The sequence below is a fragment of the Alteromonas sp. G4i35 genome, from assembly GCF_054960375.1.
In genome coordinates this window covers 43,914-65,646 of sequence record NZ_JBHNZD010000023.1, presented here as the reverse complement: position 1 = coordinate 65,646, position 21,733 = coordinate 43,914, and the positions used below count along the sequence as shown (strand labels likewise).

The following is a 21,733-nucleotide window of genomic DNA, read 5'->3' as shown; positions in this document are numbered from 1 at the left end:
CGTTGACGTAAATGGTGAAAACTAGACCCGCTTTTTGTCTTACTTTTTTTAAAGTATGCGCCTTAATTAGCGATTTTAATATACGTGGCTACACGCGCTTTACTGGTTTTAAACAAACGTTGCGTTTTAAACCTAAGCCTTAGTAGCAACACGTAAGCAAGTGGTACTAAGAACAAGCTGGTTAGTGTTGAGAACACCAGCCCACCAATGATTGCAATGGCCATTGGCGAGTAGGGAGGGCCGTCGCCGCCAATTCGAGTACTCCCCATCGCAAGTGGAATAAGCCCTAGAACTGTAGTGGCTACTGTCATCAGAATAGGCCTGATACGTGTCATACATCCTTCAATCACTGCGTCATACAGCGACAAACCTTCATTGATGAGCTGATTAATTCTGTCTACCAATACGATGCCATTGTTAACCACAATACCCATCAGAATCAGCATGCCAATCATCCCCATGATAGACATAGATGTGCCTGTAACCATGAATGCCCAAAAAACACCTGTGAAGGAAAACAGTAGTGACGTAATTACAGATGTTGGAAGAATTAGCGATTCAAACAGCGCGGCCATCACAACGTATATCATGCAAAGCGCTAATAGCATATTCATTTGCATTACGGCATTGGCTTCATCCTGGCGAGAGAAGCTGCCGTCTAGCGTCCACTTATAGCCTGTCGGCAATTCGATATTAGCTAATGCTTTTTCTATGCGCTCACGAGCTTGTTCGGTGGTGGTTTCACCCTCTAAGTTTGCACCAATAGCTAGCGCGGTTTGACGATAGTTGCGGTTAATTTGCGAAAGCTGTGGCACCACAGAGAAATCTGCAATCATGTTCAGCGTTACCGATTGACCCTGCGTAAACCCAATATTGATGTTCTTAAGTTCGCTTAGCGAGGCTTGAATATCGCTGCCAAACTTAAGCTGCACCGCCACTTCTCCGGCGTCACCATAGCGGAATGTACGTAAATTACTTCCGCGTAGTGCCGTCGAGATAAGTTTAGCCACATCGTTTACTTGTATGCCGAAGCGGTTTGCTTTCTCTCTGTCTATGCGTATTTGAACCTCATCGCGGGTAGATCCCGTGTCGGCTTTTACATCTTCCAACCCATCTATGGTGGAAAGAATAGGAATGATTTGCTCTGAAATAGTGAGCAAGGTTTCTGAAGATTCCCCCAACAGCGTTACTCTAACGCCACCACCGTTGCCGCTATCCCACTGGAAAGAGGGGCGAGCACGCACAAATGAAGGCATGTTTTCGCGAATATCCTCCTTGATTTTTCCTACACTTACGGGCAATTCATCATTAAGCGTGATACCACTTACCGCATGGCCGGCAGTAAAATAGGTATACACCTGCTTAATATGAAAGCGTTCTTGGTTTTCATAAAGATATGCTTCCATTTTATTTACGGTTTTTTCCACTTCATCCAAGGTGAAGTTTTGTGTCACATGGTAATTAAGCCAAATGCGCTCTTGGTTGTCGTTACCCTCATCGTCAGACGTTACCACCTGCATAGGCACAAAGGTCGACGCGAGAATAAGCAGAGCAATAACACAAGTTACACCCTGGTGTTTCAACATCCAGTTAAGCGCACGACCATAGCCTTTTATGTAGGACGGTGTTTGAGGCGTTTTTACAACAGGGATCTTTACCTTAGTTGTCAGCAAGGGAATAAGTGTTTTAGCAATGAAAAGCGACGCGAACAGAGATATACAGATAGCCACAGCAACGTGCTCTAAGAAAATAGTCACGTCTATTTTTACCCCAATAATATTAGGTAAAAACACTATTGCCGTGGTTGCTGTTCCGGCAATGACCGCAAGACTGACTTTGTTTACACCAATCTGGGTGGCTCGCTTAATGTCTCCCTCTTGTTGGCGTTCTTGAAATACGCTTTCAGTGATCACCACGGCGTTGTCTACCAGCATACCTACCGCTAGCATGAGGCCCATTAACGATAAGATGTTGAGTGTATAACCTAATAGATACATCACACCTAAGGTAATACAAATTGAGAATGGCACTGAAAGCACGACGATTAAGGTGGTGGTAAGCTGGCGCAAAAATAAGTACAGCACAATAACTGAAAGTAACGCACCTAAAAGGCCTGCGTTTAGCAAATCGCTCAGCGACGAAGTCACGCTTTTCGCGGTGTCGTCCATTACAAATAAACTAATGCCTGTAAACTCAGGGTCTTCCTTGGCTTTTTCGATAACCTTCATTACCGCGTCGGAAACTTCTACAAGATTGCTGCCCGATTCGCGAAATACGTTAAAGCCTACCGCAAAGGTGCGATCTAAATGACGTCCTTCATTGCGTTGAGGAAGCTCGTAAGTCACGCTGGCAATATCAGACAAGCGAACGCTGCGGGTAACCCACATATTTTTAAAGTCGTTTACATCGGTAAATTCGCCAGTTGGGTTAACCAGAATTTTTTCACCGTTATTGTACATATAGCCCGCGGTTAGCGAGAAGTTGGCGTTTTGAAGCTGCTGCTCTAAGCGTGTACCGTCTATTTGGTAGGCCGCCATTTTCTTAGGATCTAAGCGAATAGTAATTTGACGCTTCATGGTGCCGTATAGCTCAACTTTCGATACACCCGGAACACGCTCTAGCGGTCGCTTAAGGTTGCGTTCTAGCAAGTCGTAGGCATTTGATAAGTCGCGGTCGCTCGATACGCGAAGCTGAAATATAGGCATATCGTTGGTGTTAAATTTATACACCATGATCCGCTCTATATCGTCAGGAAGTTCGTGGCGAATAGCGTCAATCTTCTCCCGCGCTTCAATACTTTTGGCTTTAAGGTTTTCATCCCAATCGAACTCTACAATGACCTCAGCCATATTGTCGTACGACCGTGCCCTTAATCGCTTTATCCCCGACATGGTAGCAACGGCCTCTTCAACCGGGCGGGTGATCATGGTTTCAATCTCAACTGGCGTTGCATCAGGGTAGGGGATCTGCACTACCATTTCTGGAATATCAATCCCAGGGAATTTCTCTAAAGGCAATAAGCGGCCAGATACAATGCCGAACAGCAACATAGACAAAAACAGCATTCCGATGGTAACGGGCTTATTTAACGCAAAGCGTGCAAGCGAGGCGCCTAAACCTGCAATTTTTGAAAGGTGCGGCTGTGGAGCTATGTCTGTCTCGCGTTGATTCGGGTCACGTGTTTGGCGCTTGTCAGTGTGGGTTTCAGAACTGTTATTAGCGTTGTGAGAAGGTGTACTCATAGTACACCTCCTTTCGACATTGCTCCTTCGTCACCAAAGCCCGCATTAGTATTAACAGACGTTTTCTGCGCAACGTTTTTCTTCACGTCGAACAGGCTGTAAAGCACTGGCAGTAAAATGAGGGTGAGCAAGCTTGCAAACAGAAGGCCGTAAATGACAGTGATGGCCATTGGCGTGCGAATTTCAGCACCTTCACCAAAACCAAACGCCATAGGCAATAGACCCAACACCGTAGTAAGTGTAGTCATCACAATAGGGCGCAGGCGGGTCTTTGCAGCATCTAGAATAGCAGTGTCTTTATCTACTCCTTGGCGGCGTAACTGATTTATACGGTCAACTAATACAATAGCGTTATTCACTACAATACCGCACAGCATAATCAAACCGATAAATACCACCACGTTTAGCGGCGTATTGGTAAGCCACAACCCATACACAGAACCAGCACCGGCTAGCGGCACTGCGAACAAAATAAGCAGAGGGTGCAGCAACGACTCAAACTGTGACGCCATAACCAAATACACCATAAACACTGCAAGTGCCAGGGCAAACTGTAGCGAATGGAAGCTGCTTTGCATGTCTTCGCTCTGTCCGGTTACCTCTGCACTTAAAGATAGAGGAAGTTGGGTTTCAGCAATGACTTTATTAGCAACGGCAACTGCTTCATCAAGCTTACCCTTAGCTAAATTCGCAGATACCAGCGCTACACGTTGCTGTCCAACGCGGGTGATCTCGCTAGGACCTACACTCATGTATACGTCTGCAACGGCACTTAATGGAATAGGTTGCGCAGAGCCTGGATTAACAACAATGGCGCGCACGCTGGCGATGTTATCTCGCTGGTTTTCTTGGGTTCTTACCAGCACATCTACCTTTCTGTCTTCAACACTATACTGTGTCGCGACACGGCCACCTACTTTGGCCGCAATAAGCTGAGAAACGGTTGATGCATCAAGCTCAAGGCGAGCAAGTTTGGCGTGATGGAAGGCTATTTTAAGCTCTGGGTTTCCGTCACGAATGCTGGTCGTTACGTCTGCAAAATTATTAAAACTGGCTAGCTTGGTAGCAATGGCGTCGCCATACTGCTGTAATTGATTGAGGTCGTAACCCGCAATTTCAATTTGAATAGGCGATGCAAAGCTAAATAGCTCAGGCTCTGAAAACGTTGCCTGAACCTGAGGTTTAAAGGCTAGATGATCGCGAAGGGCACGCTTTACCGCGTCCATATCGGAAGCTGTCGCCGTAGGCTGCATGACAATGTTTAAGCGGCCCCAATGATCGCCACCCTGATTAGGCGCAGCGCTTATAAGGCTTCCCGTACCAGACATGGCATAGGTGCGAAGCACCTTGGTTTCGCCGCCATCATTGTTATTTACTGCAACCGCAGCAAGCTCGCTGATAATAGCGTCGGTACGCGCTAGTGGCGAGCCCGCAGGGAGGGTCACTTCTACCGAAAATTCTCCTTGTGACAGGGTAGGAATAAGTTCCATACCTAGTTTTGGTACAAGCATTATCGCGCCAGCAGCAAGAATAAAGGCAGTAGCTAACACCAGCGCTTTGGCTTTAAGACTTACGCGCAGCAGTTTTTCATAAGCAGAAGCGAGAAGGTCAAACCCTTTGTTAAATACCCAGATAAGTGGTTTAAAGGCAACGCTTAATAATTTGCTGACGATATGCCATGCACCTATCACCAAGGTGACCAAGGCTGCAGGTAAAAATACAAAGATAAGTCTGAATACCCAACGAACTGGCAGGGTAACGTAATACATAACTTTGCCAAACGTCGACGTAGGAGGGGTAGGCGCTGGTGTAGTAAACACATCTTCGTGGTCTAGCTGTTGCTTTTTCTTCTTATGTGCCATCGCAGGGATAAGTGTGAGCGCAACAACAAGCGATGCAGCTAAAGCGAACGACACGGTTAACGCTTGATCTTTAAACAGCTGACCTGCAATACCTTCTACAAATATTAGCGGCACAAACACGGCCATAGTGGTCAGTGTCGAAGCCACAATTGCGCCAGAGACTTCTTTTGTTCCTTCGCTAGCGGCAGATGCCTCAGTGTCTGTGGCTTCTGCCGTCGTTTTTTCATTAGCTGTAGCGTTATCACTCCCAGCCACTTTTAATTTTTTATGGCGATCGATATTTTCAAGCACAACAATGCTGTTATCTACTAATAATCCAACAGCCAGCGCGATACCACCTAAGCTCATCATGTTTAAGCTTATATCGTTGGCATACATTAGATTAAAGGTAGCAATTACTGATACCGGAATAGAAACCGAGATAATAACGGTAGCCCAGAAGTCTTTAAGAAAAAGATACAGCACTAACATGGCTAAAATACCGCCCATCACTGCCGCTGATTTTACGTTATCTATAGCTTGCTTAATGAACACGCTTTGGTCATAAATTTCGCTAAGCGTGTAGTTTGAAGGCAAGTTGTTGTTGACCTCATTTAACCGGCTAGCCACTTTTTGCGCTACGTTAACCGCATTAGCATCGCCTTCTTTATAAATGGCAATTTCAATGCCTTCATTGCCGTTAAAGCGCGTTACCACATCACGATCTTTATAAGCACTCTCAACCGTTGCCACGTCTTTAAGTTGAATGTTTCTGCCTTCAAAACGCCCAATGAAAAGGTTTTCGATATCACTCAGTGTTTCAAACTGATTCAGGGTTCTGACCAAAAACGCCTGGGCTGCGTTATCAATTCGACCGCCGGCCGCGTTTATGTTTTCGGCACTGACCCGGTCAATAATTCGGGTAATGGGAATAGACAGCTGACTGGCTTTCTGCTGGTCGATAAGAATGTGTATTTCGTTTTCTAAACCACCGCCAACGCGCACGGCTGCCACACCCTCTACTGATTCTAGAGCTCGTTTTACTTGCTGTTCGGCATACAAACGTAATCGCTTCATTTGCGCTACGCTTAAACTTGACGTATCGCTTTGTGCCGTCAGCCCCAGTTTAATTACTGGGTCTAAACTTGGGTTAAAACGAAGGAGCCTTGGCTTTTCTATATCAAGGGGAAGTTGTAATACATCAAGTTTCTCGCGTACTTCTAAGCTCGCGAAATCCATATCAGTACCCCATGCAAATGAAAGCACTACGTCAGACTGGCCTGCGCGCGATGTGGACGTAACTTTACGTACGCCTTTTACTACGCCAATGGCTTCTTCAATGGGTTTTGAAACCAGTTGCTCGACTTCGCCTGGCGCTGCACCGTCGTAGTCAGTACGAATGGTGAGAGTAGGGTAAGATAAGTCAGGCAGTAGGTTAACCGACAGTCTGCCTAACGACACCATACCAAATAGCAATACCGCAAAAGTGAACATACTAACGGCAACAGGGCGCTTTACAGCAATATCTACAATACGCATTGTGTGAGTTCCTTGTTGGGCCGAATTAGCTGTTTACTACTTCAACAGGGGCGCTGTCTTTCAAGTTTTGGTGGCCTGCGGTAACCACTTCTTCATTACCGTTTAAACCATTAATAACTTCAACGACTTCGTTGTTTTCAAAACCTGTAGAAATATCAACTTTTTTAACTTTGCCGTTGTCGACAACGAATACACTATGATTATTATCGATGGTAACAAGCGCTCTACGAGGCAACAACGTGGCGTTAGCATGTGTTGCGTACTCAAGTGACACATCGGTAAACATGCCGGCTTTAAGTTTGTTATCTTCGTTAGGTACTTTTAAGGTTACTTTGAACGTGCCTGTGGTCGCATCGATGACCGGGCTTATACGTTCAACACTCGCGGTGATACTCCTGTCGCCTAAAGCCGCCACGGTAAGCATTGCACCTTGTCCAATCACTACGTTAGGTAGCTCATTTTCAGGCAGATACACAATGCCTTGAAGATTACGTTGCTGAACGATATGGAACATTCTCTCCCGTTGGAACGATTCGGTTAAGTTACCTACTTTTGCGTTTCGCTCTGCAATGTATCCATCAATTGGGGCTGTGATCGTTGCTTCTTTCAAATCAAGTTCAGCCAAGCGTACAGATGCTTTTGCTGATTCAAATTGCGAAGTGAGCTTGTCGTAAGTGTCATCGCTGATAAGCTTTTTGGAATAGACTTTGTTGACCTTTTCTAGTTCGCTTTCAATGCCAGCTAAATCAGCCAAAGCTTTTGATAAGTTCAGCTCGTAGCGGCGTTTATCAAGCTGTGCTAGTACCTGGCCTTTTTCAACATAATCACCTTCTTCTACGAAGATTTCTTCGATAATTCCAGACGCTCGCGCAACCACAAATGCTTCTTCACGGGCCTCTAAAATAGCGGTTGTATCGTAAGTGGACGTAATGTCGCCAGTAACAATGGTTTGGGTTTCAACGGGAATAGCAAAAACGGTTTCTTCAACTTCGGTGGCGTTGGCTTGGTCATTAATGGCATCAGCATCAGAACATGCTGTCATCGAGAGAGAGAGGGCAACAATACCGCTTCCAACAAGTAATTTGAGTGATGTTGGCGAAAACGGTAATAAAGAATGTGATGGTGAAAAAGAGGTGTTGCTGTGCGTTGTAGTTTCCATGGTCAATAACCCTAACGTAGTTGTCGTTATATAATAATGACCATATACAGCAGCTAATATGCCAAAGATGTTAACTAATGTTAATTGTTAATAATATCAATCACTTATGAGTGTAACAAACAGTTTCAACGAAAAAGCCAACCCAAGTGGTTGGCCTTTTCTACTAATGCTTAGCGAGAATCGCTAAAAAGAGGCTGGTTCTACTATAGTTTATTAAACCAAAGTATAGCTTGTAGTGATCTCAACATTACCCGTTAGCATTAGCATGACGGAACAGTATTTTTCTGCAGAAAGCTGCACGGCGCGAGCAAGGGCCTTTTCACTAATGCCTTCACCTGACACTGTGTAATGCGCGTGAATTTTAGTAAATACACGAGGCGGCTCTTCAGCGCGTTCAGCTTCTAATTCACAGTTACAGGCTTCAATGTTAAAGCGCCCTTTTTTAAGAATATCTACCACGTCAATACTTGAACATGCACCAACTGCCAACAGCACTGATTCCATCGGAGATACAGCCTTACCGCTGCCGTCCATCACCGTTTTGTAACCGCTGTCTGTAGTTCCTGTAAAAGTTAAATCTTGATCCCAAGAAACACGTGCTTTCATTGTTTATCCTAATGTCATAAAAATAAAAAAGGAAGCTGCAAGACAGGCCAGTTTAGCGCTTCAATGCAGCTGTGACATGTGCGTTTATTTGTTAAGGCGAACAGCATCTGGGCTAAGCGTGATTTTCTTTTGCTTATATAACGCCCCTAACGCTTTTTTATACGCCGCTTTACTCACGTTAAAATGAGAGTAAATGGCTTCTGGCGCACTCTTATCTGTTAGCGTAGAAATGCCACCGTGGGCTTCTAAGTCATCCAAAATGGCTTGTTGAAGTGCATCACGGCCACCTTTGTCTACGCGCTGAAGGGCTACATCCACCTTGCCGTCGTCACGAATTGTTTTAATTACCCCTTCAGTAGCTTGCCCGACTTTAAGTGGCTTAAAGGCATCGCTATGGAAAATAAGACCTAAGCTTTTTTCATTGATAACGACCTTAAAACCTAAATCAGTTTTGGCATAAACCAAGCATTGCACTGTGTCGCCCTCGTTGAGATAGGCACTACTTTCCTTTAGAAAATAGTGAAGCTTGGTAGCACCTAAAATACGCTGGGTTTTATCATCAAAAAAGGTGTGAACAACATAGTACATACCTGGATTGACAGGTTGAGCTTGGTAGTCGTTGGGCATTAAAAGGTCGTTGTCTAAACCCCAGTCGAAAAATGCACCAAAGTTAGTGGCAGATACCGCTTTAAGTACCTTAGTTTCACCAACTTGAATCAAAGGTTTCTTCATGGTGGCATAGAGATCGCCGCGCTGATCTGTGGCTACAAATACGTCTATCTGTTGTCCTTCTGCGAGGGAAGTTTCTACTTCGTCAATCGCAAGGGTCACAGTTTGCAGCTCTTCAGCATCATCTATTTCTATTACGCAGTCGTTTTCGTCATTGTTTTCGACAAGTGGCGCTAAAGCGTAGCCAAAAGGGTATTGGGCTACCACGCGTAATGTATTAATTTTTCCAATATTTATCATCAGCACTGACTTTTTAAAAAGAACAGGTAACATGATACTGGAATGAACGTAAGAGCTAAACCATTATGAAGTTAAATTGCGATTTAGGTGAGAGTTTTGGCGCATGGTCTATGCCGGTGGAAGCGGCCATTATGGCAGAAATTGATCAGGCCAACATTGCTTGTGGTTTTCACGCTGGTGACCCATTAGTGATGAAGCAGGCTATTCGGTTAGCCAAACAACATGATGTGGACATAGGTGCCCATCCAGCCTATCCAGACTTACAGGGATTTGGTCGCAGAAGTATGGCGATTGCTGCTGATGAACTCAGCGCTATGATCCAATATCAAGCGAGTGCATTGAGTGGAATGGCAAAGGCTTGCGGGGCCAACGTAAGTTATGTGAAACCTCATGGTGCGCTTTACAATGACATGATGAAAGATACAGCTGTCATGCGCACAGTAATGCGAAGCATAGCTGAAATAAATATGCAGTCGTTAGATTCGCCCCTTGCGCTAATGGTACAGGCTACGTCGCAAAATGCAGCGCTTAAAGACGCTGCGCAAGAGTGGGGGCTGCCGTTGTATTTTGAAGCGTTTTCAGACAGGCGTTATACCGATGAAGGTTTACTGCAATCTCGCTTGATCGAAGGTGCCGTGTTAAGCGAGAGCGACGCATTGCTTCAAGCTAAACAACTTATATCATCGGGAACAGTAACGACAGCTTCGGGAGCAACACTTGCAATAGAAGCGGATTCTCTGTGTGTACATGGCGATACTAAAGGGGCGGTGAATATTGCAAAGAAAATCAGAACATTTCTATAAACCTGCCTCATAAAAAACACATTTTACAAGAACAATACAAGAGGCTGTTACCCATTGTTGTGCTGAGAGTGGTATATCTAAAACTAAGTACTCAGAACCAAGCACTGACAGCCGTTTAAATAACAAGGACAGTAGATGCAAGCTTTCGGTCGCATTAAGCGAATAGTTACAGCAAGTGCAGACGCCATTATTTTGTACTTTGATGGCGCAAACCTGGACGACGCGAATAATGCCTGTCATCACGTGCTGGCAGCGATAGATAGCAAAAAGGGAAGCGATTCGTGGGCTTGGCTGCGTGAGTGTGTGCCTTCCTATGACAGCCTGTTGATTATTTTTGATATGGCATTAATTGATAGCCACGGTGTATACCGTGCCATAAGTAATCTAAGCGCTGAAGACATGAGCCTGCAATCATTCTCTTTGCAAGCAAAAGAGAATGAAAGTAGCGCCGTGATTGAAATTCCTGTTTGGTACGGTGCGCCTAATGCAAGTGATTTAAGTGTAGTGAGTAAGAAAACGTCACTGTCTATTGAAGAGATTATCGAATTGCACACTAGCACGACTTATAAAGTATACGCAGTGGGTTTTTCTCCGGGCTTTGCCTATATGGGTGATATTCCAGAAGCGCTCAAATGTGCGCGACTAGGCACACCGCGCAAACGCGTACCTAAAGGTGCGGTTGCAATCGCTGACAGGCAAACTGCTGTCTACCCCAGTGAATCACCTGGAGGATGGAATTTATTGGGGCTTACGGCATTCGACATGCTCATTCATAAAAATGAGCAAAGTGAAGCGCGGTTAAAAGCAGGTGATGTGGTTAGGTTTGTTTCAGTTACTGAACAGGAATATAGAGCAGGATTGCAGGTTGAGCGATGAGAATTGAAGTACTCAGTAAAGGATTGTTTAGCCTTATCATAGATAACGGACGGGTAGGGCGACAACGGGATGGATTTTGTGAATCAGGCCCTATGGATAGTAACGCCTATGATTGGGCCAATTTTCTAGCCTTCAATTTAGACGGTACGCCATGCTTCGAAGCGATTGGTGAAATGCGATTACGGGTTGATGAAGATTGTATTATTGCTGTGACTGGCAGGGAACCGTCACTCGACGTAGATGGAAACGTTAAAGCAACATACCAGAGCCAACATGTACCGGCAGGTGCAACTATTACGTTTGGCAGCGCTCTACTTGGTAGCAAAGCCTATTTGGCAATAGGTGGAAATTGGCATGTGCCAAAAGCGGTAGGGAGTGCATGTACGGTAGTACGCGAACAACTTGGTGGGTTGGATGGTAAGGGATGCGCGTTAAAAGATGGCGATTGCATCGACATTTCAGCTAACAGCAGAATTAAAAGCACCGCTAGAATGCGCACTCTCTCGCGGCAGCACATAGACAACTATGGTTTTTTAGAGTCTATTCGGGTTATTCCCGGGTATCAGTTTTCGAGTTTTAGCGCTGTTGCTTTACGCACGTTTGAAACAAGCAGCTATACGGTTTCATCGGCTATCGATCGCATGGGCTTTAGGTTGACCGGTGAATCAGTTACAGCCGATATAGAAAACATGCGCTCAGAGGCAATTCATTTAGGTGCAATTCAAGTTCCCGGCGACGGGCAGCCTATTGTAATGATGCGCGACAGACAAACATTAGGGGGTTATCCAAAACTTGGCTGTGTAAGCCCCTGTGATATAAGTCGCTTGGCCCAAGCCGTGCCAGGCGAAAAAGTGAATTTTGTTTTTCAACATGAAGAAGAAGCAAGGGCAGACTGGCTACTGATGACAAGTAGGCGTCGCCGACTACAAGGAGAAATATTGTGACGATTGCGTTTTTAAACGGTGAGTATTTGCCTCTTTCTGAGGCTAAAATTTCTCCGATGGACAGAGGCTTCCTTTTTGGTGATGGTATTTATGAAGTCATTCCAACGTATTCTGGTAGCGCAGTAGGCTTCAAGGGGCACACATCGCGTATGGCGCAAGGCCTTAAAGCTATTGAAATCGCTAACCCTTATTCAGCAGAAGAATGGCAAGACATTTTGTCCAGCTTGGTCGAAAAAAACAAAGCGTTTATAGAAAGCGGAAACATTGGTGTTTATTTCCACGTAAGCCGTGGCACCGATACAAAACGTTTTCATGCATACCCTAAGAATATAGCACCCACTGTATTCGGGTTTGCTTTTGAAATAGCGCCACCACAGCCTACAGCAAAATCTGAAGCAAGGCCTTTCAAAGTTGCGCTTCAACAGGATAAAAGGTGGCAACGCTGCCATATTAAATCCACATCCTTGTTAGGCAATGTAATGCACTACCAAGCAGGTGTTGACGCAGGCGTTAACGAAACTATTTTGTACAACAGCGAAGGTATGATAACCGAGGCAAGTTCATGCAACGTGTTTATGGTGAAAGACGGATGTATATCTACGCCCCCCTTAAACCATGAACTTCTTCCCGGTATTACTCGCGCCATTGCAATTGAAGCATTTAAACAGGCAGGCCTGGTTGTTACTGAAACTTGGTTTAGCAAAGATGAGTTGCTGGAGGCAGATGAAGTATGGTTAACCTCTTCAAGCAAAGAAGTTGCCCCGGTAGTTGAAGTAGACGGGAAACCTATTGGCACAGGGGAAGTGGGTGACGTGTGGGAGAAAGCAATTAAGGCTTACCACGCATATAAGTTTAAAGCGTAACGAAAAAAGGCCCGCTTAAAGCGGGCCTTTTGCTAGAATAAAACTGTTACTTATTCAGGTAAGTTGTCGCAGTTACCGTCTGTACACTCACCGTATAAGTAAAGGCTGTGATGCGTTAGCTTCATCTTGTGTTGCTTTGCAATCATCTCTTGGCGTTCTTCGATAATGTCATCTTCAAACTCAATGACCTTGCCACACTTCAAACACACAAGGTGGTCGTGGTGATCTTTGTGACTGATTTCAAATACAGATTTTCCACCTTCGAAATGGTGGCGATTAAGAATGCCTGCATCATCAAATTGGTTTAACACGCGGTACACGGTAGCAAGACCAATTTCTTCACCCTGTTCGATAAGGATTTTGTAAACGTCTTCAGCGCTGATGTGTTGGTTTTCTGGCTCTTGCAGAATTTGTAAAATTTTAAGGCGAGGCAGAGTGACTTTTAGCCCTGCTTTTTTCAATTCTTTATTTTGATCCATTACAACCTACTAAGAACGAGTGAATAAGTATTTGGTGGTTATTATAGGTAAGTTGAAACAATTTAAAAGCAAAACCGTGGAAACTTTGTTTTCTCGCTGAAAATTTATCCATTGCACTGGTGCGATAAAAATTGTTACTTCGCTACAGCCCGCATGGTGTCTGGCCTGACCAGATTGTAAGTGCAAGATTTATCTAACAAATGTGCAAAATAAATAAAACTTTTGATGCATTGAATTAACATCCTGTTAAACTAAACTTAAAAAGGCGATACAACCCTTTTTATTTTTTGGCATGTTTTTTTGGTGGAAGTGCCCATGCAGTTAACAATTATAAATAAAATCACGTTAGGCTTTGGCTTATTCGGCTGCTTATTATTACTTACCAGTATTCTTTCCTATTTTGGTCTTAGCGGAATAAAAGATTCTGCACAAGACGTTGTAGAGCAAAAGATGCCAGTTCAGACCAGCATGGTAAAAGTAAAGACTGAGATCCTCTCTTTATCAGTGATTACTGCCAACGGATATCATGTCGAAAATAGAGAAGAGCTGGTCGCAAACAAAGAGACGTTTGATACTTTATCTTCCGCATTCTCTGACGACTTGTCTCGTTTAAACTCACTTATGCCAAATAACGCGGTAGCCAGTAACGCTGTCGACGTTAGTCTAGCCTACGTTAATAGTAGTAACGACATGTATACCGCTATCAACGAGCGAATGAATATCGAGAAGGCTCTTGCTGCACAGCTTGAAAAAGTCTTAATGACGGCCGATGAGGCTAGTGCGTTAATGCTAGATCTTTCCTATTTAGAGGGAAATAACCCCAGTATTGAAACGCTAATTGGTGCGGGTACTGCAATAGACAACAAATTGCTCACAATGAATGATTCATTCATTGAACTGGCTGAAACCGATAACGCTACGCAAAGTGCGAGTATTATTGAAGATTTAGAATACCAATTGAGTAATTTGCAGGTAGATAAAGACTATGTAAATCGTTTGGCCACAGGGGTTGATGATGGCGGTACGATAGCTTCTTTTAACGAACAGTATGATTTACTGATGGAAGCGGTAAACGGCACAAATGGATTAATTGCTTTGCAGCGACAAAAACTTTCTGAAGTAGACAAAGCTGCGAAAGCTCAGAAGGAAGCAAAAGAAGCGTTAGAAACCGCACTTGCCGACATTAATACTTTGTTTGACGCTGTCCAGAAGCAATCTCTTGATGGGCAGAACGCCATTCTTGAATCTGTTCAGGCCAACCTTGTGCGCAATATCATTGTCGCGGCACTGGGCTTGGTTGCTGCAATATTTTTAGCGGTTATTGTAACCCGTAGTATTTCCAAGCCCCTTGGCCGTATCAATAAAGGCTTAAGTCAGCTAAGTAAAGGGGATTTAAGCACCAAATTGCCTCAAGAGGGCAATGATGAGTTTTCTGCCCTTTCCGCAAAAGTGAACAGCCTAACCGATAGTTTACGAGAGCTAGTGGGCAATATATTAGAGCAAGAAAAACGCCTTATAGACATTACAAAAGAAAGCGTAGAGCTGGGTAATAAGAGCTTATCTGAGGTAGACAAGCAACGTGAGCAAGTAACGGTAACGTCTACGAATACAAAACATGTACAGGAAAAAAGCCGCAGCAACCTCGCCCAAATTAATGAAGCAATGGACGCCCTACGCGATATAACAAAGCAAAGTACAGACATTGGTCAATTGGTACAAAAAAGCAGTCAGCAGGTGGGTAATCAAGCCAAACAGGCGGAGTCTTCGGCGCAGATCATTAATCGTTTGGACGACAACTCTCGCAATATTGGCAGTATCTTAGACGTGATTAAAACGATTGCAGAGCAAACCAACTTGTTAGCATTGAATGCAGCCATTGAAGCTGCAAGAGCTGGTGAACAAGGTAGAGGCTTTGCGGTCGTTGCGGATGAAGTGCGAACGCTAGCCAACCGCACCCATGACTCTACGGAAGAAATTGAGCAGATGATTGGGAACTTACAAAAAGATGCTGCGCAGGCAGTAAAAGCAATTAATGCAGGGCGCGAACAAGCGCAAGAAGGGGTGGAAATTACCCAGCAAGTATCTCAACAAGTAGAGAGTATTAGAGAAATCATTGAGCGGTTAAGCGATATTAACGAACACATTGTGGCTGATACCGAACAACAAGATGTTTTACTTGGCGATGTTGCGAAAAGTTTGAACCGCATAGTTGCACTAGCCGACTCCAGTGCGCAAAGCACGCGCCAGTCGAACGAGTCGACAATGTTGTTGGACGCGCAAACTGAGAGCTTGAGAAAAGCAGTAGAGCGGTTTCACCTGTAATCGCTGAATTAGCGTAGCTGACAGCAGGCGCAGCTGATTAATTATCAAAAAAAACCGCTCATCAGAGCGGTTTTTTGTATTCTTTTTCGCGGCTGTGCTTAAGCAAGTTCTGCCAAGCAAAGTTCATCGTGAATTTGCTTGCACCACGCTTTAACGCGCGAGTCAGTTAGTTCTGGTTGACGGTCTTCGTCAATACCCAAGCCAACAAAGTGATTGTCGTCAGCCATGCCTTTAGACGCTTCAAAGTCGTAGCCTTCAGTTGACCATTGACCTACTAAAATCGCACCTTTGGCTTCAACGATGTCACGTATCATGCCCATCGCGTCTAGGAAGTACTCTGCATAGTCTTCCTGGTCTCCACAACCAAAAATAGCAACTAGCTTGTCGTTGAAGTCAATTTGCTCTAGTTCAGGAAAGAAATCATCCCAATCGCATTGCGCTTCACCGTAGTACCACGTTGGGATACCAAAGATAAGCAAATCAAATTCAGCGATGTCTTCTTTACTGCTCTTGGCAATGTCTTTAACATCAATTAGCTGTTTACCCAATTCCTTCTGGATCATTTTCGCAACATGTTCGGTATTACCCGTGTCACTTCCGAAAAATAGGCCAACGCTTGCCATATCTAACCTCTATTAATCGTTACTAATTAAACGCCTGTGCTTAGCCAAAACCATTCAATAATGCCCTTCGCAAGAAACCCTAATGCGCCTAAACCTAGCACACCGTACGTTACCACTCGTCCAATAAGTGGCACATCGTTCTTACGCAGTACATCGTGTACAGCAAAACCCATCAACCCAAAAAGGATAGATAAGCCGCCATACAGCATGATGGACTCAATGAGTTCGTAATTTTCTGCAAGCATAGTGTTGTTACTTAAAAAAATCTGACGCAACTATATCACAGTATATACGCCTGTAAGAGCCTAAAACGTTCAAAAATAGGTAATAATAGTCATTCTCATCTTAAATGATGATGAAAACCCTTCTTTAAGACGATTTATTGAGCGTTCTTTCTACAACGGCGTTAAAGACCGCTGGCTTTTCTGCATGTAACCAGTGGCCAGTACCTTCTATTACATGTGCTTTAGCCTTGGGAAAATAACGCGTTATTTCATCGCGATAGGCTGGCGTAATATAATCAGACTCACTGCCCTTGATGAATAAGGTTACGCCATCAAATGTTTGATTTGTTTGTTCCCAATCAATAATGTGTGAATAACTTGCAATTAATCCATCGACATTAAAACGCCATTTCCAATCGCCATTTTCATCTTGATATAGGCTCTTCAATAAGAATTGTCGAACGCCTGGCTCTTTCACATGTTTAGCCATTTCTTTTTCAGCATCTTTTCTACTTTGAATTGCATCTAAGGGAACGGCCTTGAGTCCATCAAATACGGTTTGGTGGCTATGGTCGTAAGATACTGGTGCAATATCGGCGACAATGAGGTGAGAAACAACGTCGCCGTGGTTTAAGGCTAATCTCATGGCTACTTTGCCGCCTAATGAGTGGCCTAAAACCGCGCTTTCTCCAATATTAAGCGATTGCATAATCTCGAACACCCCATTTGCAGCATCGTCGACAGAAAATGAAGATGTCCATGGGGATTCACCGTGGTCAGGTAGATCAATGCTGATCACGTTGTAATTAGACTCAAAGTGGCGCTTAATGCCGGCTAAATTATCGGCATTTCCAAATAGTCCATGAATGAGAATCAGCCAGGGAGAGGTAGAAGCGCACTCCGAAAGTTTGTAGTTCAACTTCACAATATACTTATCCGTTTCTGAACATGCTGTTCAAACAAAATAAGGCCTGTAAAAACAGGCCTTGTTTAATTCACAATTTCAATTAATTAATGGCGTAATCGTCGAGTGACTTACCACTATCTAGCGCTTCTTTATAAACGCGAGGCATGCGTCCAATACCTGTCCAAAGGTGTTCTTCACCTTTGCTATCAACAAGCTTGTATTTAACCGGACGTTTTTTGCCAACCTTTTTGTTTGTTTCTACATTTAATGCCTGTAGATCTTCAACATTTAAACCCGCTTCTTCCATTTGCTTTTTAATAGCAGCGAGCTTCTCTAATTTTTCTTTCTCAAGCTTTTCTTGTTCTACTAATTTTTCTTTTCTTTTCTCAATTATACCGCTAAGTTTTTCTTGAATTTGTTCAAGTTCTTCAATGCTTAATTCCTTAACAGCACCTTGTAAACGTCTTCCATGGGTTAAAATATCTAAAAAATCGCTCATTAATTAACCTTAATACGTTGTACTTAATTTCTATTGGATAATAAATAAAAGTAGCACAAAAAAAAAGCGAGCCAAGCTCGCTTTTTAAAAATATCCGTTAAATAGCAAATTAATACTTTAAATTACATGTTCGGGTAATTTGGTCCGCCGGCACCTTCCGGAACTACCCATTTAATATTTTGACTTGGGTCTTTTATGTCGCAGGTTTTACAGTGAACACAGTTTTGTGCATTAATTTGGAACCGTTTTTCACCTTCCTCTTCAATTACTTCATATACACCAGCAGGGCAGTAGCGCTGTGCTGGCTCTGCAAATTTAGGTAAATTAACCTGCAAAGGAATAGACGGATCTTTTAATTTTAAGTGGCAAGGCTGGTCTTCTTCGTGATTTGTATTAGATAAAAATACAGAAGACAATTTATCAAAGCTTAACACGCCATCTGGCTTAGGATATGAAATCTCTTTTGCATCTTTCGCTTCTTTAAGCTGTGCGTAGTCTTTATGTTCGTCTTTCATGGTGAAAAACAAATTACCATTAAAGATATTTTGCTCTAGCGTGTTAAATGCGCCACCCCAGAAATTTCCGAGTTTGTGGATAGCGGGGCCAAAGTTACGAGAGCGGAACAATTCGTCGTATAGCCACGATGATTTAAATTTCTCTGTAAAGCTTGTTAACTCTTTTACTGGTGCCTCAGCATTTTCTGAAATGGCTTCAAAAATACTCTCTGCTGCAAGCATGCCCGACTTCATGGCCGTGTGATTACCTTTAATTTTGGCAAAGTTTAGCGTTCCGGCTTCACAGCCGACGAGTAAACCACCTGGGAAGGTCATTTTAGGCAACGAGTTAAACCCACCTTTAGCGATAGCTCTTGCGCCATAAGAGACACGTTTACCGCCTTCAAGGTACTGTTTAAATACGGGGTGGTGCTTTAAACGTTGAAATTCATCAAACGGGCTTAGGTATGGATTGTCGTAGTTTAGGTCTACGATTAGGCCAACGAACACTTGGTTATCTTCAGCGTGGTATAAATAACTACCGCCTGTTGCATCGTCAAGTGGCCAGCCTGCACTGTGAACCACAAGCCCTGGCTGGTGCTTGGATGGGTCTATATCCCAAATCTCTTTAAAGCCAATAGCATAATGTTGCGGTGAACTGTCTTCGTCCAGCTTAAAGTGCGAAATGAGGTCTTTTCCTAAGTGACCGCGACAGCCTTCTGCAAACACTGTGTATTTAGCGCGTAGTTCCATACCTGGCATGTAGCCGTCTTTAGGTTCGCCGTTTTCACCCACGCCCATGTCGCCGGTAAGTACACCGCCAACACTGCCATCTTCATTGTAAATGACTTCAGAGGCCGCAAAGCCAGGGAATACTTCAACACCTAGTTGTTCAGCTTGTTCTGCCAACCAGCGACACACATTACCCATAGACACAATATAGTTGCCATCGTTGTGCATGGTTTTCGGGGTAATAGCGTTTGGTAACTTTTTCGCTGAAGTCTCATCATTAAGTAGGTAAATGTGGTCTTCAGTTACGGGTGTATTGAGAGGTGCGCCTTTTTCTTTCCAATCAGGGAAAAGTTCGTTTAGTGAGCGCGGCTCAAAAACGGCACCAGAAAGAATGTGTGCACCTACCTCGGAGCCTTTTTCGACCACACAAACCATTAGCTCTTGGTCTTTTTCATTTGCAAGCTGCATAAGCTTACAAGCCGTTGATAATCCAGCTGGGCCGGCACCGACGATGACTACGTCAAACTCCATCGATTCTCGTTCCACGGGAGGCTCCTTATGTTTGTATTTTTATAATGCACTATTGATGAAACAAATAATGCTTTGTGTCAAAAACATGTAAATTAATTGTCGTTTTGCAAGGTAATGCAGGTTGACGTTTACGTCAACAGTAAGTACATTGCAAAGCAGTTTACGTTAACGTTAACTGGCAGTGTATTATAACTGCTCGTAAACGTGGTGTTAACGGCGTTTTAAGGCTAGCCTTTAAAAAACGTACGTTCCACGGATTCTTTTTTAACGTAGAGCACATTGTTAAAGTTTCAAAAAGCGTGGTGAAGTAATACGTTTTTAATTATTAATAGTTAATTATTAATGAAACGTAATAGACACCGACGAACTCAACAATTGAGGTAAATATGAAAATACTCGTACCGGTCAAACGCGCGATCGACTACAACGTTAAGGTAAGAGTGAAGGCCGATGAGTCTGGCGTAGATCTTACCAACGCAAAAATGGCCATTAACCCTTTTTGCGAAATTGCTGTTGAAGAAGCCGTTCGATTAAAAGAAAAAGGTGTGGCCACTGAAATCGTTGTTGTTTCAATTGGTGATAAGAGCTGCCAAGAACAAATACGTACAGCATTAGCCCTAGGTGCTGACCGTGGTATTCAAATCGATACCGACCAAAATCTTGATTCACTTCAAGTGGCAAAGCTGTTATCTAAAGTAGTTGAAGAAGAGCAACCACAGCTTGTTATTCTTGGTAAGCAGAGTATCGACTCTGACAATAACCAAACAGGACAGATGCTTGCAGCACTTACTGGTATGCCGCAGGGGACTTTCGCGTCAGAAGTCGTTGTTGACGGCGAAAAAGTAAATGTAACCCGTGAAATTGATGGCGGTCTTCAAACTGTTGCACTTTCGCTTCCAGCGGTAGTAACCACAGATCTTCGCTTGAATGAGCCGCGTTATGCATCGCTTCCTAATATCATGAAAGCAAAGCGCAAACCGTTAGACGTTAAAGCGGCTGCGGATTTTGGTGTTTCACTTGACTCAAACGTTAAGGTGCTAAAAGTGACGCCTCCGCCTCAGCGCGAGGGTGGCATTAAAGTGGCAGATGTTGCTGAGTTGGTAGACAAGTTAAAAAATGAAGCAAAGGTGATCTCATGAGCGTACTCGTATATGCAGAACACGATAATGCAAGCTTAAAGACTGAAACGCATAAGCTTGTTAATGCCGCGCAGAAAATGGGTGGCGATATTCACGTGCTAGTCGCAGGTGAAGGTTGCCAAGCAGTAGCTGAAGCTGCGGCGCAAATTGACGGTGTTGCAAAAGTACTTGTTGCTGACAATGCTGCTTACAAGCATCAGCTTGCTGAGAATACGGCTGATCTAGTTGTAGAACTTGCTGCTGACTACAGCCACATTGTTGCTGCTGCAACCACGACAGGTAAGAACTTCATGCCTCGCGTAGCAGCTTTATTAGACGTAGCGCAAATCTCTGACATCATTGGTGTAGAGAGTGAAGACACGTTTGTACGCCCAATTTACGCAGGTAACGCTATTGCTACCGTACAATCATCTGACGCGAAAAAGGTGATTACTGTACGAGCTGCATCATTTGATGCTGCAACAACAGGCGGCAGCGCAGAAGTTACGTCTTTAGACGTTGTTAAGGGGAGCGAGAAGTCTGATTTCGTATCGGCAGAGCTGACTGAGTCTGAGCGACCTGAATTAACTGCAGCAGAAGTGGTAATTTCAGGTGGCCGTGGTATGCAAAACGGTGACAACTTCAAGCTTCTTGAGGGCATTGCTGACAAGCTAGGTGCTGCTATTGGTGCATCACGCGCCGCAGTAGATGCTGGGTTCGTTCCGAATGATATGCAGGTAGGTCAAACAGGTAAAATTGTTGCGCCTCAGCTTTATATCGCGGTAGGTATCTCGGGCGCTATTCAACACCTTGCAGGTATGAAAGACTCTAAAGTCATTGTTGCTATCAACAAAGATGAGGAAGCGCCAATTTTCCAGGTTGCAGACTACGGGTTAGTAGGCGACTTGTTTGATGTACTTCCAGAGCTGGAAAATTCGTTGTAAATCGAATTTTAAGGTTTA

18 protein-coding genes are annotated in these 21,733 nt (G+C 44.0%); 7 read left to right on the top strand and 11 right to left on the bottom strand.

What is annotated here, in order from left to right:
- Positions 1-62: 62 nt before the first annotated feature.
- From ACFI6L_RS15270 to ACFI6L_RS15250, 5 genes are all read right to left on the bottom strand, one after another.
- The gene (locus tag ACFI6L_RS15270) at positions 63-3,242 is read right to left on the bottom strand and encodes an efflux RND transporter permease subunit (RefSeq protein ID WP_462557563.1); all 3,180 of its coding nucleotides are present in this window, start codon (positions 3,240-3,242) and stop codon (positions 63-65) included.
- A complete protein-coding gene (locus ACFI6L_RS15265) occupies positions 3,239-6,622 on the bottom strand; it encodes an efflux RND transporter permease subunit (protein ID WP_462557561.1) in 3,384 nt (1,127 codons plus the stop codon). The genes ACFI6L_RS15270 and ACFI6L_RS15265 overlap by 4 nt, the downstream gene beginning before the upstream one ends.
- A gap of 25 nt (positions 6,623-6,647) precedes the next feature.
- Positions 6,648-7,781 (bottom strand): efflux RND transporter periplasmic adaptor subunit, encoded by a 1,134-nt coding sequence (locus ACFI6L_RS15260; RefSeq protein ID WP_039225481.1) that lies wholly within the window; start codon positions 7,779-7,781, stop codon positions 6,648-6,650.
- Positions 7,782-7,994: 213 nt separating this feature from the next.
- A complete protein-coding gene (locus tag ACFI6L_RS15255) occupies positions 7,995-8,387 on the bottom strand; it encodes an OsmC family protein (RefSeq protein ID WP_014949747.1) in 393 nt (130 codons plus the stop codon).
- 84 nt (positions 8,388-8,471) lie between these two features.
- Positions 8,472-9,356 carry a CvfB family protein gene (locus ACFI6L_RS15250; protein ID WP_014949746.1) on the bottom strand — a complete coding sequence of 295 codons (885 nt, stop codon included), beginning with the start codon at positions 9,354-9,356 and terminating at the stop codon, positions 8,472-8,474.
- Between the two features lie 65 nt (positions 9,357-9,421).
- On the opposite strand from ACFI6L_RS15250, the gene ACFI6L_RS15245 reads away from it, so the two are divergent.
- From ACFI6L_RS15245 to ACFI6L_RS15230, 4 genes are all read left to right on the top strand, one after another.
- Positions 9,422-10,159, top strand: a complete 738-nt coding sequence (locus ACFI6L_RS15245) for a 5-oxoprolinase subunit PxpA (RefSeq protein ID WP_462557557.1) — start codon at positions 9,422-9,424, stop codon at positions 10,157-10,159.
- 135 nt (positions 10,160-10,294) lie between these two features.
- Positions 10,295-11,035: a 5-oxoprolinase subunit PxpB gene (gene pxpB / locus ACFI6L_RS15240; RefSeq protein WP_239240657.1), complete on the top strand. Its 741-nt coding sequence runs from the start codon at positions 10,295-10,297 to the stop codon at positions 11,033-11,035.
- On the top strand, positions 11,032-11,979 hold the full coding sequence (locus ACFI6L_RS15235; protein ID WP_039225493.1) for a 5-oxoprolinase subunit C family protein: 948 nt from the start codon (positions 11,032-11,034) through the stop codon (positions 11,977-11,979). Before pxpB ends, ACFI6L_RS15235 begins: the two co-directional genes overlap by 4 nt.
- On the top strand, positions 11,976-12,842 hold the full coding sequence (locus ACFI6L_RS15230; RefSeq protein ID WP_462557554.1) for a D-amino acid aminotransferase: 867 nt from the start codon (positions 11,976-11,978) through the stop codon (positions 12,840-12,842). Before ACFI6L_RS15235 ends, ACFI6L_RS15230 begins: the two co-directional genes overlap by 4 nt.
- A gap of 50 nt (positions 12,843-12,892) precedes the next feature.
- Here the strand turns inward: ACFI6L_RS15230 and fur are convergent, their stop codons facing one another.
- Positions 12,893-13,321 carry a ferric iron uptake transcriptional regulator gene (gene fur / locus ACFI6L_RS15225; protein ID WP_014949741.1) on the bottom strand — a complete coding sequence of 143 codons (429 nt, stop codon included), beginning with the start codon at positions 13,319-13,321 and terminating at the stop codon, positions 12,893-12,895.
- 315 nt (positions 13,322-13,636) lie between these two features.
- On the opposite strand from fur, the gene ACFI6L_RS15220 reads away from it, so the two are divergent.
- On the top strand, positions 13,637-15,643 hold the full coding sequence (locus ACFI6L_RS15220; protein WP_014949740.1) for a methyl-accepting chemotaxis protein: 2,007 nt from the start codon (positions 13,637-13,639) through the stop codon (positions 15,641-15,643).
- 98 nt (positions 15,644-15,741) lie between these two features.
- On the opposite strand, the gene fldA is transcribed toward ACFI6L_RS15220, so the two are convergent.
- The 5 genes from fldA to ACFI6L_RS15195 form a co-directional block, all read right to left on the bottom strand.
- The gene (gene fldA / locus ACFI6L_RS15215; protein ID WP_462557551.1) at positions 15,742-16,266 is read right to left on the bottom strand and encodes a flavodoxin FldA; all 525 of its coding nucleotides are present in this window, start codon (positions 16,264-16,266) and stop codon (positions 15,742-15,744) included.
- Positions 16,267-16,292: 26 nt separating this feature from the next.
- Positions 16,293-16,511: a DUF2788 domain-containing protein gene (locus tag ACFI6L_RS15210; RefSeq protein WP_012519093.1), complete on the bottom strand. Its 219-nt coding sequence runs from the start codon at positions 16,509-16,511 to the stop codon at positions 16,293-16,295.
- 124 nt (positions 16,512-16,635) lie between these two features.
- Positions 16,636-17,415 carry an alpha/beta fold hydrolase gene (locus ACFI6L_RS15205; RefSeq protein WP_039236069.1) on the bottom strand — a complete coding sequence of 260 codons (780 nt, stop codon included), beginning with the start codon at positions 17,413-17,415 and terminating at the stop codon, positions 16,636-16,638.
- An 82-nt stretch (positions 17,416-17,497) separates the two neighbouring features.
- Complete coding sequence (locus ACFI6L_RS15200; protein ID WP_061485992.1) at positions 17,498-17,896, bottom strand: H-NS histone family protein; 399 nt, start codon at positions 17,894-17,896, stop codon at positions 17,498-17,500.
- 122 nt (positions 17,897-18,018) lie between these two features.
- Complete coding sequence (locus tag ACFI6L_RS15195; protein WP_014976739.1) at positions 18,019-19,668, bottom strand: electron transfer flavoprotein-ubiquinone oxidoreductase; 1,650 nt, start codon at positions 19,666-19,668, stop codon at positions 18,019-18,021.
- Positions 19,669-20,039: 371 nt separating this feature from the next.
- Here ACFI6L_RS15195 and ACFI6L_RS15190 point away from each other — a divergent pair, with 371 nt between their 5' ends.
- Positions 20,040-20,792 (top strand): electron transfer flavoprotein subunit beta/FixA family protein, encoded by a 753-nt coding sequence (locus tag ACFI6L_RS15190; RefSeq protein WP_014949735.1) that lies wholly within the window; start codon positions 20,040-20,042, stop codon positions 20,790-20,792.
- Positions 20,789-21,715 carry an electron transfer flavoprotein subunit alpha/FixB family protein gene (locus tag ACFI6L_RS15185; RefSeq protein ID WP_061095228.1) on the top strand — a complete coding sequence of 309 codons (927 nt, stop codon included), beginning with the start codon at positions 20,789-20,791 and terminating at the stop codon, positions 21,713-21,715. Before ACFI6L_RS15190 ends, ACFI6L_RS15185 begins: the two co-directional genes overlap by 4 nt.
- The last annotated feature ends 18 nt before the right edge of the window (positions 21,716-21,733 follow it).